At 35.7% G+C, this 14818-nt stretch carries 13 protein-coding genes; 7 read left to right on the top strand and 6 right to left on the bottom strand.

The window, feature by feature from the left end:
- Positions 1-12: 12 nt before the first annotated feature.
- Entirely contained in the window at positions 13-1188 is a 1176-nt protein-coding gene (locus tag BLE01S_RS15235; RefSeq protein WP_066144199.1) for an O-antigen ligase family protein, read from the bottom strand.
- Positions 1189-1667: 479 nt separating this feature from the next.
- Between BLE01S_RS15235 and BLE01S_RS15230 the strand changes: the two genes are divergently transcribed.
- The 3 genes from BLE01S_RS15230 to BLE01S_RS15220 all read left to right on the top strand — a co-directional run bounded on the left by BLE01S_RS15230 (position 1668) and on the right by BLE01S_RS15220 (position 5834).
- Positions 1668-4076, top strand: coding sequence for an SH3 domain-containing protein (locus tag BLE01S_RS15230; protein WP_066144196.1), 2409 nt, complete (start codon positions 1668-1670; stop codon positions 4074-4076).
- Positions 4077-4270: 194 nt separating this feature from the next.
- On the top strand, positions 4271-4669 hold the full coding sequence (tagD, locus tag BLE01S_RS15225) for a glycerol-3-phosphate cytidylyltransferase (RefSeq protein WP_066144193.1): 399 nt from the start codon (positions 4271-4273) through the stop codon (positions 4667-4669).
- Positions 4662-5834, top strand: coding sequence for a CDP-glycerol glycerophosphotransferase family protein (locus BLE01S_RS15220; protein ID WP_066144190.1), 1173 nt, complete (start codon positions 4662-4664; stop codon positions 5832-5834). The genes tagD and BLE01S_RS15220 overlap by 8 nt, the downstream gene beginning before the upstream one ends.
- Before the next feature lie 37 nt (positions 5835-5871).
- Here the strand turns inward: BLE01S_RS15220 and BLE01S_RS15215 are convergent, their stop codons facing one another.
- A complete protein-coding gene (locus BLE01S_RS15215) occupies positions 5872-6912 on the bottom strand; it encodes a phage baseplate protein (protein ID WP_066144187.1) in 1041 nt (346 codons plus the stop codon).
- A 210-nt stretch (positions 6913-7122) separates the two neighbouring features.
- Here BLE01S_RS15215 and BLE01S_RS15210 point away from each other — a divergent pair, with 210 nt between their 5' ends.
- The gene (locus tag BLE01S_RS15210; RefSeq protein ID WP_066144182.1) at positions 7123-8163 is read left to right on the top strand and encodes an LCP family protein; all 1041 of its coding nucleotides are present in this window, start codon (positions 7123-7125) and stop codon (positions 8161-8163) included.
- Between the two features lie 144 nt (positions 8164-8307).
- On the opposite strand, the gene BLE01S_RS15205 is transcribed toward BLE01S_RS15210, so the two are convergent.
- Positions 8308-9363 (bottom strand): glycosyltransferase family 4 protein, encoded by a 1056-nt coding sequence (locus tag BLE01S_RS15205; RefSeq protein WP_066144179.1) that lies wholly within the window; start codon positions 9361-9363, stop codon positions 8308-8310.
- A 132-nt stretch (positions 9364-9495) separates the two neighbouring features.
- Positions 9496-10227, bottom strand: coding sequence for a WecB/TagA/CpsF family glycosyltransferase (locus BLE01S_RS15200; RefSeq protein ID WP_066144176.1), 732 nt, complete (start codon positions 10225-10227; stop codon positions 9496-9498).
- A 177-nt stretch (positions 10228-10404) separates the two neighbouring features.
- Here BLE01S_RS15200 and BLE01S_RS15195 point away from each other — a divergent pair, with 177 nt between their 5' ends.
- Both BLE01S_RS15195 and BLE01S_RS15190 read left to right on the top strand, forming a co-directional pair.
- Positions 10405-11067 (top strand): hypothetical protein, encoded by a 663-nt coding sequence (locus BLE01S_RS15195; RefSeq protein ID WP_066144172.1) that lies wholly within the window; start codon positions 10405-10407, stop codon positions 11065-11067.
- 21 nt (positions 11068-11088) lie between these two features.
- Positions 11089-12333: an efflux RND transporter periplasmic adaptor subunit gene (locus tag BLE01S_RS15190; RefSeq protein WP_145981939.1), complete on the top strand. Its 1245-nt coding sequence runs from the start codon at positions 11089-11091 to the stop codon at positions 12331-12333.
- Positions 12334-12376: 43 nt separating this feature from the next.
- On the opposite strand, the gene BLE01S_RS15185 is transcribed toward BLE01S_RS15190, so the two are convergent.
- A complete protein-coding gene (locus BLE01S_RS15185) occupies positions 12377-12850 on the bottom strand; it encodes a hypothetical protein (RefSeq protein ID WP_066144166.1) in 474 nt (157 codons plus the stop codon).
- 160 nt (positions 12851-13010) lie between these two features.
- On the opposite strand from BLE01S_RS15185, the gene BLE01S_RS15180 reads away from it, so the two are divergent.
- A complete protein-coding gene (locus tag BLE01S_RS15180; protein ID WP_066144163.1) occupies positions 13011-13415 on the top strand; it encodes a helix-turn-helix domain-containing protein in 405 nt (134 codons plus the stop codon).
- 65 nt (positions 13416-13480) lie between these two features.
- Here the strand turns inward: BLE01S_RS15180 and BLE01S_RS15175 are convergent, their stop codons facing one another.
- Positions 13481-14461 (bottom strand): nuclease-related domain-containing protein, encoded by a 981-nt coding sequence (locus tag BLE01S_RS15175; protein ID WP_066144160.1) that lies wholly within the window; start codon positions 14459-14461, stop codon positions 13481-13483.
- Between the last annotated feature and the right edge of the window lie 357 nt (positions 14462-14818).

The raw sequence follows: 14818 nt of genomic DNA, 5'->3' as shown, positions 1-14818 counted from the left end.
ATACGATGGAATTTATTCCTTATTATCTTTGCTACCAAAATTGATGCCCATTGTAATAATTAACCATTGTAGCATCGCGATTGAATAATTGTTTTGAAATAAAGTTAACTCCAAATTTTCATATACCAAGATACCTATAAAAAAACTAGCTGACAATCTTGCTGCATAATTTTCTCTTTTTTTCATGTATAACTTCCAAATGCTATTTAATAAAATGAAGAAAATAATAAAGCCAATGGCCCCAAATTCAATTAACATTTGTAAATATTGATTATGTGCCGTTAAATTTATTGACGTAATATCGTTAGCATTGGTACCTATCCCATAACCAAAAATTGGTTTATCCGTAATCTTTTGAATGATCTCATCCCAAAGAACACTTCTTCCCGAGTATAGGGATTTTCCAAATAACTTTAAACTTAAGTTATTTAAAATTACACCAACATTCGAATTTTGCATAAGTATGTATGTAAATATAAAGGCAATATTCATAATAATTACCATGCGAAAAATATATGGAATTACATTTTCTGCGAATTTGAATAATATCCATACACCCACAGTAACTCCGATAGCTAACATTACTGCTCGAGAATTTGTATTATAAATTAATATAAGATTAATAATGATTAGAAATCCAAAGTAGATTCTTTCTAAGGTATTTCCATATTTCGTTGCTAGCAGTTTATAATACAATAAGGTATATAATAAAATTGCCAAATAATTAGGATTGCTGAATATACTTTTAAAACGATATCCTGGAAAATTTAGTAGTATCCAATGAAAGAATATTATTAGAGTTACTGCTCCTACTAAATGAGCTAATATTCTTATATGTAAAGGACCCCATTTCATTCTAACAGAACTTACGATAAATGAGATGAAAAGCATAAGTTTTAATACATACAATTCGTCAACATTTTTACTTAAATAGAAACTTGCACTATACATTGTTAGAAATAAACATGCTGAAAAATAGATCATTGAAAGCTTTACATCAAATGATCTTTTCTCCACAAATCCTTTTACCAACAAAATAAACATTAAAATTAACGTAATATGAATTCCCATATCCCCAATATCTCTTAAAACATCAAATTGCGTGCGTGTAAAAGTATTAATCATTAGCAGTATAAATATCGGGATCAGTATCATTAATTCAAATCTGTCGGAATAACTACTCTTCAATACAAAAACCTCCTTCTCTTCTGAGTCTATAACTGTACTCCATTTAAAACTAAGATTTTTGCAAAGTATATTTCTTTACTACACTAAGAAACCCCTTTTCGAGGGGTGGAAGTAAGACTTGATCTTGCAGGTTTTTTTTATGTATTGTGTTATATATTCTCTCATAATTTGATTTATCTTGGAACACCTACTCTAGACATTTCTCCATTATAAGTTTTAATTTAATTAGCTTCTACTACTCACTAATCTATAACTCTAAGAAATGCTATAAAACGATAATTTTTTCAAGAAAATTGTAGTATTATAGGTAATTAGTTACGTTTTATGAAAGTATTCTTCTTTTTTCTTGAAAACTACTTAACTTTTTGACATATTTAGCGATAATAAACCTATGAAACTGTTTAAATATTATTGGAGGTGGTTAGAACAATAGAAGCTTGTAGAAAATTAAATAACTTTATAGGGAGGAACATACTTAATTGAGAAAATCTCAACCTAGGGCACTCGCAATTGTTAGCTGTTTTTTAGCATTATTTCTCATAATATCGAGCCTACCGATTAACAATAATAAAGCTTATGCAGCAAATCCTTTGTATGGGGTTGCACTCAAAGCCCCTACCAACGTACATACTAGTACTTCCAAAAGTTCAAATGTACTAAAAGGTTATGCTCAAGGCTCCATTTTAAAATTCAATTCTCACAATGCTGAATGGTATAGTGCAGTTGTTTATTTAAATGGAAAAGCTCAAAATGGGTATATTCACAAAAGTGATGTGGATGTAGCGACACAAAACCAAACACAAGTAAAAGGTGTGGCACTTCAAAGCCCAACAAGGGTATATAAAAGTGCTTCAACAAGTTCTGGTGCTTGGAAATCATATTCAGTTGGATCCATATTAGTATATCGAACCTTTTCCGCAGATTGGTATGAGGCTACGGTATATGTAAATGGAAGCCCTAAAACCGGCTATATCCATAAATCACATGTTGAAAATGTGGTTACAAGCCAAGAATCTCTTAAAGGTGTGGCACTTCAAAACCCGACTAGGGTATATACAAATGCTTCTACTGGTTCAACAGCTTTAAAAGCATATTCTGGAGGTTCCATTTTAAGTTACCGAACTTTTTCAACCAATTGGTACGAAGCTACAGTTTATGTAAGCGGAAAGCCAAGAACAGGTTATATCCATAAGTCACATGTTGAGAATGCCGTTAAGTCGCCCGATAACTTAAAAGGTATCGGTTTACAAAATCCGACCGCTGTATATGCACAAGCTTCTACTGGAGCAAAAAAGCTTAAAACATATGCACAAGGCACTGTATTAAATTATCAAACTTTTTCTAGCCAATGGTATCAGGCAAAAGTATATATTAGTGGGAAACCTACGACTGGATACATTCATACTAGCCATGTTGAAGGCCTTCTCAATACTAGTAATTCTCTAAATGGTGCTGCATTAAAATCTCCAACAAATGTTTATTCTAGAGCTTCTAAAAATGCAAATGTTTTAAGGGGCTATCCAAAGGGAAGCTTTCTGATTTTCAAATCATTTTCACCCAATTGGTATGAAGCTACGGTATATATAAATGGAAAGCGTACATCTGGTTATATACACCGAAATGATGTGAGCCAAGAAAGAATCATATCTACAACGACTTCATATCCTACAAACTTTAAAACTGTGGTAGATATTCAGATGACGAAAGATCCCAAAGCAGATGGCGCAGGAAATGTTCTTGCATCACGAGCACAAGTTGAATATTATGTAAATTCATCTAATTTCAGCAAGAGCTCAAGTGATTACTTCCAGTTTCTTGTTTTATCTGAACCCGCTAGGTTAAATGCAAATGAAGTGAACAATAAAATTTTAAATAAACACGGAATTTTAACCGGGAAAGCCAAATCGTTTATAGAAGCAGGAGAAAAGTTTAATATAAATGAAGCTTATTTAATCTCCCATGCTTTACTAGAAACAGGGAATGGAAGCTCCACATTAGCAAGTGGCGTTCCTGTTGATAGCAAAGGTAATGTGGTAGATGCTAATAAAGCTGTATATACTGTATACAATATGTATGGTATAGGAGCCGTCGATTCAAACGCACTAAAGGGCGGTGCAAAGAGAGCTTTTGATGAAGGCTGGTTCACACCGGAAGACGCAATTGTTGGTGGCGCTGCGTTTATTAATTCTTATATTGATAGAGGACAAGATACACTTTATAAGATGCGGTGGAATCCGATCAGCCCAGGCTTTCCACAATATGCGACAGATGTGGCATGGGCAGTTAAACAAACTGCTAACATTAGCAAAATTTATAACTTGTTAGATAATTATGTATTAATATATGATATCCCTAGATATGCTAATCAACCTGCATCATCGGGTGATCCAAATGCAACTGTCCCTGATAAAAAGCCGGAAACTAATACTGGTTTCCCAAGCGGTGTTTATGGAATTACAAATACCTCAGGTACGTTAAACTTACGCCAAGGATCCAATACAAGTACTTCAATAGTCGCAAGTATCCCAGGTGGTTCTAAACTTGAAATTATTTCTGAAGCCAATGGGCAAACAGTTAATAACACTGCAACATGGTATCAGGTAAAATACAGTGGAAAAACTGGCTGGGTACACAGTAGTTATGTAGATTTATTAAACCTACTGGAAGTTACTGCAACTAGCGTAAACGTTCGTGACGGCGCAGGTACTTCGTTTAAATCTGTTGGGTCAGTTACAAGTCGCAATTTAATTTCAGCCCAACTAGATGCTAAAAATAACCTAATTACCAAAACAGCTAATGGGCATGTTTGGTATCAAATTAACTTTAACAACAATCAAGCATGGGTCAGTGGCGGCAAGAATGGTACTGAATATATAAAAATCAGATAAATATTTTTACATCCTATAAGCTAACCCCTTATAGGATGTTTTTTTTGCAAAAAAATCTACTAGAAATAAATACTTGTTTTTATTCTTGACATAAACTGATATAATAGGTTATGTAATTTATCGAAACAGAACAAGACTTGTTTAATCTTGTAATATAAATATAAAATATTCAATTTATGATGGAGGTTATCTGAATGAAAAAAGTAATCACGTATGGAACATTCGATTTGCTCCATACTGGTCACATAAACATTTTGCGTCGTGCTAAAGAATACGGCGACTATCTGATTGTTGCTATTTCATCTGATGAGTTCAACGCCGGAAAAGGTAAGAAAGCTTATTATAGCTTTGAGCAGCGTAAAGCTATATTGGAAGCAATTCGTTATGTCGATGAAGTTATTCCTGAACATACTTGGGAACAAAAAGTTACTGATGTGCAAGATCATAATGTTGATGTGTTTGTTATGGGCGATGACTGGGAAGGTAAATTTGACCATTTAAAAGACTATTGTGATGTTGTTTATCTACCAAGAACTGTTGGTATTTCAACAACTAAAATTAAGCAAGATTTAAATAAAGTTAAAAATGGCTAGAGAATTCGCTATAACTATGTATCTATTTGTTTTCCGTATAATCTTTCATATTTTTACATTATTTCCCCAAAAGAAGAAAACAACTTTTGTTGCTTCGTTTGGGGATAATGTTTTATATACTGTAAAAGAACTGGAAAAACAAATAGATAATGAGCAAATAGTGATACTTAAAACTTCCCAATGCAAAGTAAATTTTACGGATGATCCAAATAGAATGGTTATCGGTTTTGAAAACAGGAATGTTATTCATTGGTTTCGCTCTATTTACCACTTAGCAACTTCTTCCAAGATCATCGTTGATAATTATTTTGGTTTTCTAGCTGTCACACCATTCAAAACTAATGTCGTTTGTATTCAGTTGTGGCATGCTGCTGGTGCTATCAAGCAGTTCGGTCTCAAAGACCCTTCTATTCAGCATCGTTCTCCTCGAGCAATCGAGCGTTTTCGACAAGTGTATGATCGATTTGATTATGTCGTTGTTGGCTGTGATAAGATGGCGACTATTTTTCAACAGAGTTTTGATATATCAGATGATAGAATTTTACGTACTGGCATCCCTCGAACCGATTTCTTTTTCGATTCACTCGCTCAAAATGAAGCGGAGCATTCACTAACATCTATATATCCAGTGATGAATGAAAAAAAAGTAATCTTATATGCCCCTACTTTTCGCGATCACGAACTAAATGTATCTGCTTTACAATTAGATATTGAAAAAATGTATACGGAACTAAAGGACGAGTTTGTATTATTTTTACGTCTCCATCCAGCGGTGAAAGTGGATTTAACAAATCTATACCCTGGGTTTGTATTTGATGTTTCGGCATATCATAACGTCAATCATTTATTGGTTGTGACAGATATATTAATTACGGATTACTCTTCTATTCCTTTTGAATTTTCCCTACTGGATAAGCCAATGGTATTTTTCGCGTACGACTTAGAAGAATATACGCAATCAAGAGGCTTTTGGGAAAAGTATGAAGAGCTTGCTCCTGGCCCTATTGTATATAATACAAATGAGCTAATTACTGTTTTGAAAAATGAGCAATTTCATATGGAGCAAATTCGTACTTTTGCACAGCAATGGAATGAATATTCAACTGGACGCGCAAGTGAACAATTAGTTAAAAATATATATCAGGAAGTGGAAAGAAGTTATTAATTTTTATAGGACTGGATCATATTTTCCAGTCCTTTTTTTATGATGTAAAATCCTCAAATCCGTAAATACTCACTAATTTTGACTTGTTCGCTTCTGAAATAGTAGAAGCAAACCCAAAATAAAGACGTGCTTTTTCTGGTGCATCAGGATTTGGTATATACACACCCATCCCCTCTGGCTCCCTAAAGGATAGATCTGAACCCGCTGTTATTTGCTTTTTGTTGATGACCTTCCCTGTTATTAAATCCACTACTGTTATATATGTGTTACCAATCGGTTTTACGGAGCCCTTCGTTCCGTATGGTGCGCCTTCGAGCAAATATATATAGCGGCCATAGGAGGCAAATCCCTGGAATATGCCCATTTTCGGTTGTGCAATATCGGAAATCGCAGAGTAATTATGTTTTTTGACCTGTTGTAGCGAATAAGTTGCCAATCGATATTGCCCACTTATTCGATAACGCATGGTTAATAACCCATAAGCCATATCAATATTTACCGTTGTTCTATCTGCATCAGAAATAAGTTCATATTTGTCCAATCTTGGTGAGTTAGATGACAGATGTGATCCTTGTTTAAAAGGAAATCGTGTTAACTTCGTGCCCCATCCGTTTTTCCCTTCAGCAACAGCATCTACTTCCATCCATATATATGGAGTACTACCCTCTATTTCTACCCCTATTGACACACCGTGGCCAAATCCTTTTAGGAACATATGCCCTAATATATTTCCTTGCATATCAAGTTGTGTCAAGGCTATATCCCCATCTATTGCTCTCTTCGCTCCACTAACTGGATTATTCTCATCTGGGAGTTGTTGTCCTCCAGACATTAGCTGGGCAATATATACATGTCTATTGACATGATCAAAGGCTATAGACTGTAATACCGTATCGTTTTTCAATGACTTTTCCCTAAATAATTCGGAGGCCGGAGCCGAAATGTCAAACATCTTTGAGCGCTCCATTTTTAATGCCGCAGAGACTTTCACTGGCATGATGCTTAGACAGATTATGACAATAAGCACGGTGAACTTGATGCCATAATTATTTTTACGAGAGTTCGAAAATGAATTCATTTTTTCTCTCCTATGCTTTAAACTTAATTATTCCATTTATTACATTCAATTTTGCATACTTTCGCCTTTAGTTCTACACATTGCCATTTTTGTAACCAAAATGTATTTTACGTTTCCGACAAAACATAGTATTATAAAGAATAGCTTATTATTTTTTCACCCGTTTAAAAATGACATTGGATAATTTACTTATAAAGGAGCACTACCCTTATGGGACGACAACAGTTTACTATAAACAAAAAGAAAAGAAGACGTGGTCGAATATTTTGGTTTATCGTTTTTCCAATTTTGCTCGTCGCTGGTATTGGTCTTAGTTATGGAACCTATTTATTTAAAAAAGCTGAGACCATGATGGGTGATTCCTATTATGAAGATCGGGATGGCAAATCAGATCTTCGTGATAAAAAGGTCAATCCAAAAATAGATGATGTATCTATCTTATTTATTGGTATTGATGAGAGCTCGAAGCGTAGTCAAGGCGATAACACTCGTTCAGATGCGCTCATGCTTGCTACTCTAAATGAGAAAGAAAAATCAGTAAAGCTTGTTACGATTCCACGTGATTCTTATGTGTTTATCCGTGAAGTTGGATATTCAACAAAGATCAATCACGCTCATAGCTTTGGTGGACCAAGAGCAACGATTGAAACAGTCGAAGATTTGCTTGATATACCTGTCGATTATTATGTCCGTTTGGATTTTGAAGCATTCATGGAAATTGTGGATGCGCTTGGAGGAATTGACATTGAAGTTCCTTATGCCTTTTCTGAGCAAGACTCAAAAGATAAAGCAAATGCGATTTCTTTAGAAGAAGGCATGCAACGCCTAAATGGAGAAGAAGCTCTCGCACTTGCTAGAACGCGTAAATTAGACAGTGACATTGAGCGAGGCAAACGTCAACAAGAAATTATGAAGTCCATTATGAAAAAAGCAGCTTCTGGAACATCCGTACTCAAATATGGACAAGTCATCGATGCAATCGGCTCTAATATGAGAACAAATATGACTTTCGATGAAATTAAAGCATTTATTGATTATGGTGTTTCTGGAAATCTTGATATTGAGACAATGACTATTGCTGGGGAAGATGTTTATATTCCTAACAGCAGTGGTCAGAGAGTTTATTACTGGCAACTAGATGATACTTCTCTTGAAGAAATAAAAGCGAGCTTGAAACAACACTTAAATGTTGCTTCGGAAGATGGACCTATAAAAACGGCGGATCCTGGTATTCCCGTCACTGAAGAGTAATACTGAACCGCCTTTAGTCGCTAAAGGCGGTTTTTTCATGAAGTTAGCCATTTAGCAACAAAGAGGTTTTCCGTTTTATAGTTTTCTTCCCATAAAAAAAAGCAAGTGCATGGCTTTTACACCATGCACTTGCTTTTTCTTTTATTATCGATCATATCTACCTGATGATCTTGGTCTCATAAACCTTAATAGCGGTTTATAATCTTTACTAACTAACCCTACCGACTCTACAAACAACTCAATCACTACTAATAGCACGAGCATTACGAGCAGTGAACCCCAAATCGTTGCCATCGAAAAGATGACCGCTGCTAAACTAAACATTGTTGCTACTGCATATATGATTAAAACGGATTGACGATGTGTAAATCCTGCATTTAATAATACATGATGAAAATGTTGTTTATCCGCTGCTGATATCGGTTGTTTATTCACAATCCGACGAATGATCGCAAAGAATGTATCAGAAATCGGTACTCCGAGTATAATAACAGGGATGACTAGTGAGAAAAAAGTAATATTTTTAAATCCAAGCAATGAAAGGATCGCTATCATATAACCAAGAAACATGGCACCTGTGTCACCCATAAAGATTTTAGCTGGATGAAAATTATAAAATAAAAATCCAAGCGTGCTGCCTAATAGAATTAATGCAATTGTAAATACGAATATGTCGCCTTGGAGAAATGACATGATACCCAATGTAATTAAGGCAATCGAAGATACTCCTGCAGCAAGGCCATCCAATCCATCGATAAAGTTAATCGCATTCGTAATACCGACAATCCATAGAATCGTTAACGGTACGCTTAAAAATCCAAAGCTTAGCTCCCCACCAAAAGGTAGATTGATATATTCTAAGTTAAAACCACCAACAACAGCTACTGTTGCTGCAAATAATTGGCCAATCAATTTATATCTTGGTGATAAGTTAAACGCATCGTCCAGAAATCCTGTAATTACGATGATCAAACTTCCGATCATGATAGCTGGCATATGTGGATCATCTTGTCGTGATACGAATATCCCTATCATAAAACTTATATAAATGGCTAAACCGCCAAGTCTTGGCATAATTTTATCATGTACTTTTCTATGATTTGGCTTATCTGTTATCTTCCATCTCAACGCAAGTTTCTTCACTACAGGCGTAATGAGTATAGAGGCGACAAAACATAGAATTAAGTATAGATATTCCATTTTGCAACCTCCTTTAATCGAATGAAGACCCATAGATCGCAAGTTTATCTATCTTTTTAAAAACACTCTATCTACCATAGTATACAAATATGAGTTCGTTATCAACTAATCTTGATAACTTCCAGTAAAAATCTAGTTCTTCCTTTTTTTATATTGGATAACTTTCTTTATGAATAATGGTATAGCGAACATTCTTTTCCATCTAGTTGGTTGTTGTATCAATCGGTATAACCATTCTATATTTAACTTCTGCCAAATGAGCGGTGCACGTTTTACTGTCCCTGCTAAAATGTCAAAGCTTCCTCCTACACCCATGAAAATGCCCTTTTCAAATAGATCTTTGTTCTGCATAATCCAATTTTCTTGTCTTGGATATCCTAATGCAACAAATATAAGATCGGCTTTTGCATTTTTGACCATATCTCTTACTCTATGATCGTTTTCCTTAAAAAATCCATGGTGATACCCACCAATGATTAGATTAGGATAATCCTTTGCGACATTTGCAACCGTTTGTTTGATCACTTCCTCCTTTGAACCAAGGAAAAAAACAGTGAGTTTGTCCTGATCGGCAATATGAAGCAAGTCCTTCATTAAATCAAAGCCTGCTACTCTTTCCGGAAGTGGATCCTTTAACATTTTTGCCGCTAAAATAATTCCAGCTCCATCGGCAATAATATGATCGGCTTTTCGCATTGTGTCCATATAATTTTGATCTTGCAATGCATACATCACAATCTCTGGATTGGCTGTCACAATAAATGTCTTTTTTTCCTCTTTTATATTCTGATGAATAACATCTATTGTCGCTTGCTTTGTTCTATTATCAAACTCGACACCGAGTATGTTTACTTTTTCCTGCATGTTTTTATCTCCTGTAAGGATAATTCCCCTCATTAACTTTTACTAATCATTATAGCAAATTTGGCGGACTTTTGTTTGTTTTTCATCGTTATTAAAACTTTGAGTAACTATTTGTAGCTTCTTTACTGAATGTTAAGATAAAATGAAGATGTTAACTTAAAAGTAGGTGACATATAGATGATCTATCAAACTAAAATATTTACCGGGTTATTCCGTCCATTAAGAAGTTTTTTTCAATTAGAAAAAGCGGAAACGATATATGGTTTGCGTAGAAGAATTACTTTTTTATTTATTGTTAGCGCTATCGTTTTTATGATTAGTGGTTGGTTCGGCCTTGGCACACATGTTATTTCACCTTTGTTTTCAGGGAACACAGAAGCACAGTATGAAGGATTAAAAAGTTTTTTTATCGTAGGTCGTTTTCTTTTAGGTTTGTTTTATGCAGGTGTCATCCTTTATTTCCCTGCTCTTTGGTTTTGGATGATGACTGATACATATTATTCAAAACTGGTCGTGATGCAGGTCCTTGTTTTACCTATCTTATTGTTGGAGCAAGTGTCATTTATTTTATTGGCGATTGGATTGGATCTTCCTTGGTACTCCTCTCCCCTTTCGCTTGGAATTATCGCACAATACATATTTAGCCATACATATTTTTCTTTTCTATTTGGTTGTATATCGATTTTCAAAGTATGGATGATGGTAATTCAATTTAAAGGATTACGGACGTTAACAGCAAAATCTCCTGTTGCTATTATCTCCATGATTATTTCGATTCATCTAATCTTTTGGGTGATCACAGCATTTTTTGCTTATATTAACTTCCAGATTTTTTTATAAAATGAAACGTGGTGAATGTTTGTGAACCGGAGATGGATGTGGTTTCTTGGAACGACTTCTTTCATAGTCATCATTGGACTCAATATATTTTTAATGGAAAAAGAAAATAGTAAGGTGGATCGCTTAAATTATGTGGTGGATTGGAAGCGCGTAACCGCTGGAGATGTCGTGGAGACAACTGCTACAGAAGGTGTGATTGTGCCAATGGAAAGACATCCGATTTTTATCGATCCTCATACGGAATTCAGTGAGTTTTTCGTCAAAAAGGGAGATCAGGTGGACAAGGGCACTCCGTTATTTGCGTATGCGAGTGATAATTTGGAGCAGCAAATAGCATTGCTTGATGCGGAAATCTCCAGTTTACTTACATCAAAAGATCATATCAATGCTTTTATTCAAAATTTGGAAGGCATGAAATACGCTTTGCCCCTCCCTGTGTCGAGCTCTTATTTCGGTGATGAGCAGGTAGATGTGGCTAGACAAGCGCATGAAGAAGCCATGTCTATGCGGGTCCTTTCCGTCTCTATAGATCAGGCGATTGCGGAGAAAGAGTTGGAAAAGGACAAGGTCGATCAGGATATTAAAAAGTATGAAGATCAGCGACGAGCGATTGAAAATGGGAGAAGTGGTTTAACCGTGTTGAGTTCGCATGCGGGAATTGTGGAAGATATTTCTTTCGCGCTCGATAATCCGGTGATCACGATCATTTCGGAGACAACCGTCATGGAAGGTAAAGTATCAGAGGAACAAATGAAAGTTGTTCAAGAAGGCATGAAAGCGAATATTACTTCGAGCTTGTTCAACGGTCGTATTAATGGGGAAATCCATCATCTTGAACGTTTGCCGATTGATCAGCCTCATATTGATAAAGATAGTGCCTATCGGTTCTTAGTCGATCTTGGCGACCACGAGAAAGAGCTGAATATTGGCTACCATGTGGAAGCGGAAATTGTAACGGCAGAGGCGAGAGATGTTCCTGTTGTCGAGACGGAAAGCATACAGGGAAATCAATATATGTGGATGTTGAACGATCGCGGTATGACTGAAAAACGCCCAATTGAGCCGGGATTAAAAGTGAAGAAGCGGCATGAAGTGAAAAATGGTGTTTCATTAGGCGAGTTTTATGTGCTTGATCAACGGGAAGTTGATTACGAAGCTCGTTTCATTACACCGTTTAAAATGAATAAGCTCACAAAGACCACTTGGAAAGAAGCGAGCACAAGAAAAATAATCAAATATATGCTTATTGGCCTTTTGCAGAGGTAAGCCGTGGAGGAAGAGATGATGTATCTCATCCTCCTTTTTATATCTAATCGTAGTAATCCTCATTATCGAGGCCTTCTAGCTGCTCAAATTCAACATGGCGATGAAGGTTGGAAGATGCCAATGATGAAAGACTTCTTGCGTCCTTTCCTCTTTTTATTCCAAATGAAGATAAAAGATAATAGGCCAATTCGTTTGGCAACGGTGCTGATTCTTTTTTATACGGTTGAACAGAAAAACGCCAGTTATAAATATCTATTTGAATCATTTGCAGCCATATATTTTCTTGATGTCTGACTCTGACAATGATGTTTGTATTAGCGCTAAATGGTGCGGAGTAAACTTCCGTTGAGGTACAATGATTAATAGACTTACCATTAACTTTCCCTTTATACTGAGCAATAGGTTTTAGTGAGATAATCCTATTCCTTGTCAAATTTCCGTTACAAATCAAAGTATATTTGTCACTTCTACCATTGCCAAAGGAATAGACTCTTTCTATTTCAATATAGATCCCCAATAAATTCCCTCCTAGTATATAATGTTTCTATTATAGTAAAATATACCCATTAACTCGATGTATATTCAACTATACCAGTTATAGATTTATATTAATGTTTATAACAAAATGTTATAAGTCTAAACTGTATTGATTTTTACGAAAAGAGGATGTAGGCCAAATGGCATTATTATTTCATGAAGCAATTCGAAAATATCGTGAGGAAGTATTATGTTTAAGTCAGGAAGAGGCCAGCAAGCGTCTGCATATCACCCAACCAGCACTTTCTCAATATGAATCGGGGAAACGCCAAATACCTATTGAAGCATTAATACAATTTCAAAAAGCTTATTCAATCCCGGCAGAACACATGATGAAAATGTTGTTCCAGGTGGACGTTGGGATAGAATATTCCCCTATGGTGCTACGTGAACATTCATATGATGCCGACTTACAGCGTGTAGTCGAAATGATCTATAAACATAGACCGTTGTTTGATTTTCTCAAAACACTTACGTATGCTGACGAAAAATCACTGACGAAAACGGCAGAATTTCTCCCCCATTTTAAGAGGTTTGTACAGTAGTAATTAGAATGAATGATGCTAGAGTTGATCGTTAAAAATCAGCTTTAGCATTATTTTTTTGACGTTCACAACCACTTCTGCAATTCTTTGATGGATAAATGGTATGCTCTATTTTTATATTCTCCTGTATACGGTAAGTGTAATGATCGAAGTAATTTTGATGAAATGGAACTTGAGGTAAGTTGAAGGAAACTTCTACATTGTTGATTTGTGATGGATGGACCCATTAGTAAGCAGTAATCGACTAAAGCATGAATGAAACGAATATCATCAACCTTCCCACATTGCGTGCATCTCCATCTTCTTTGCAAACGAATAATTGTGCGTTGTTCACATTCCTCGCAAAAAACACCTGGCAAAATCTCGTTCTTCTCTATTTGAAACTGCTCAATAATATGAGGATCAGATGGTGTATGCATCTTTATTAATTGCCGAGAAAGCTTCTGCAATTCCTTTTTTTCGATTATATCTTTTTGATATTCACTGTAGAATCTACTAACCCTTGGCCTGATGACAGGAGGGCCAATTACTTTTTGTGCAACTGCACGGTAGTCAGGATTAGGTTTGATAATCGAATTGGAGTTTGTCATCACAACAAATGAAGTATTAGGTAGGATTAAATTCGTGTGGTTTTGTATTAGATTTCCGAAATGATATTGTTGATTTTCCGCTTGGTGAATGGGATTGGGATAAGAAGCCTTCGCATCATCGATCGTACGCACTAATTGATTCTGATCAATGAAAATAGTACCTGCAATATTTTTTGCTTCCAATATAAGAAAATGACGTTGTGTTAAAAGCAGAAGATCGATTTGAAAGAAATAATCTTTCGAAAAAGGTAGACGGAGATCTTGAAAAATGAGGTGGTCTTTTCCTGGTATTTGAGCAACGTAGTAATCTAAAGCCTGTTCGCCTCGATATCCCGAGTAACTTCTCGCTAGTTCCTCTTCAATATATTTTCTACGCACATGATTTGCGGGAAGCCGCCGCAATAACGCCTCCAATTTAAGTATTTTTATCGGTATTTTCCTCTCTTTCTTTAACAATGGATCACCTCTTTTATTTAGTTATATAACAATTCAACATTTTCCCCGAAAATCCTGCAAATTAGAAGAATTTTTTACAATATTTTCGAATGATATTAGGTTGTCTTGCTGTTTACTGGCGGTCCATGTCATAATACTAGCCATCGCCAGAGATATACTGGCTGTCAAGATGCAGTTACTAGCCGTGGGTTCCTACTTTCTGGCTGTCGCAACACATTTACTGGCCTTCAGTATTTTTGCCCGCTCAGCTGCAGGGGTGACTAGTTGATGGTCAACTTTTGCTCGATTGAATTGATAGTTTCACCCTGTATCCGATGGATCTCAGGCTTTTTAGAGATTTGCGGCATCTTTATAAGC

Source organism: Lederbergia lenta NBRC 16444, from assembly GCF_001591545.1.
Classification (GTDB): Bacteria; Bacillota; Bacilli; order Bacillales; family Bacillaceae_C; genus Lederbergia; species Lederbergia lenta.
The sequence above is the reverse complement of the archived record's forward strand: the minus strand, read 5'-3'. Positions and strand labels throughout refer to the sequence as shown.

Coding starts and splice junctions, on each gene's coding strand:
- tagD (WP_066144193.1), top strand. CDS start 4,271: ATGAAAAAAGTAATCACGTATGGAACATTCGATTTGCTCCATACTGGT.
- BLE01S_RS15220 (WP_066144190.1), top strand. CDS start 4,662: ATGGCTAGAGAATTCGCTATAACTATGTATCTATTTGTTTTCCGTATA.
- BLE01S_RS15215 (WP_066144187.1), bottom strand. CDS start 6,912: ATGAATTCATTTTCGAACTCTCGTAAAAATAATTATGGCATCAAGTTC.
- BLE01S_RS15210 (WP_066144182.1), top strand. CDS start 7,123: ATGGGACGACAACAGTTTACTATAAACAAAAAGAAAAGAAGACGTGGT.
- BLE01S_RS15205 (WP_066144179.1), bottom strand. CDS start 9,363: ATGGAATATCTATACTTAATTCTATGTTTTGTCGCCTCTATACTCATT.
- BLE01S_RS15200 (WP_066144176.1), bottom strand. CDS start 10,227: ATGCAGGAAAAAGTAAACATACTCGGTGTCGAGTTTGATAATAGAACA.
- BLE01S_RS15195 (WP_066144172.1), top strand. CDS start 10,405: ATGATCTATCAAACTAAAATATTTACCGGGTTATTCCGTCCATTAAGA.
- BLE01S_RS15180 (WP_066144163.1), top strand. CDS start 13,011: ATGGCATTATTATTTCATGAAGCAATTCGAAAATATCGTGAGGAAGTA.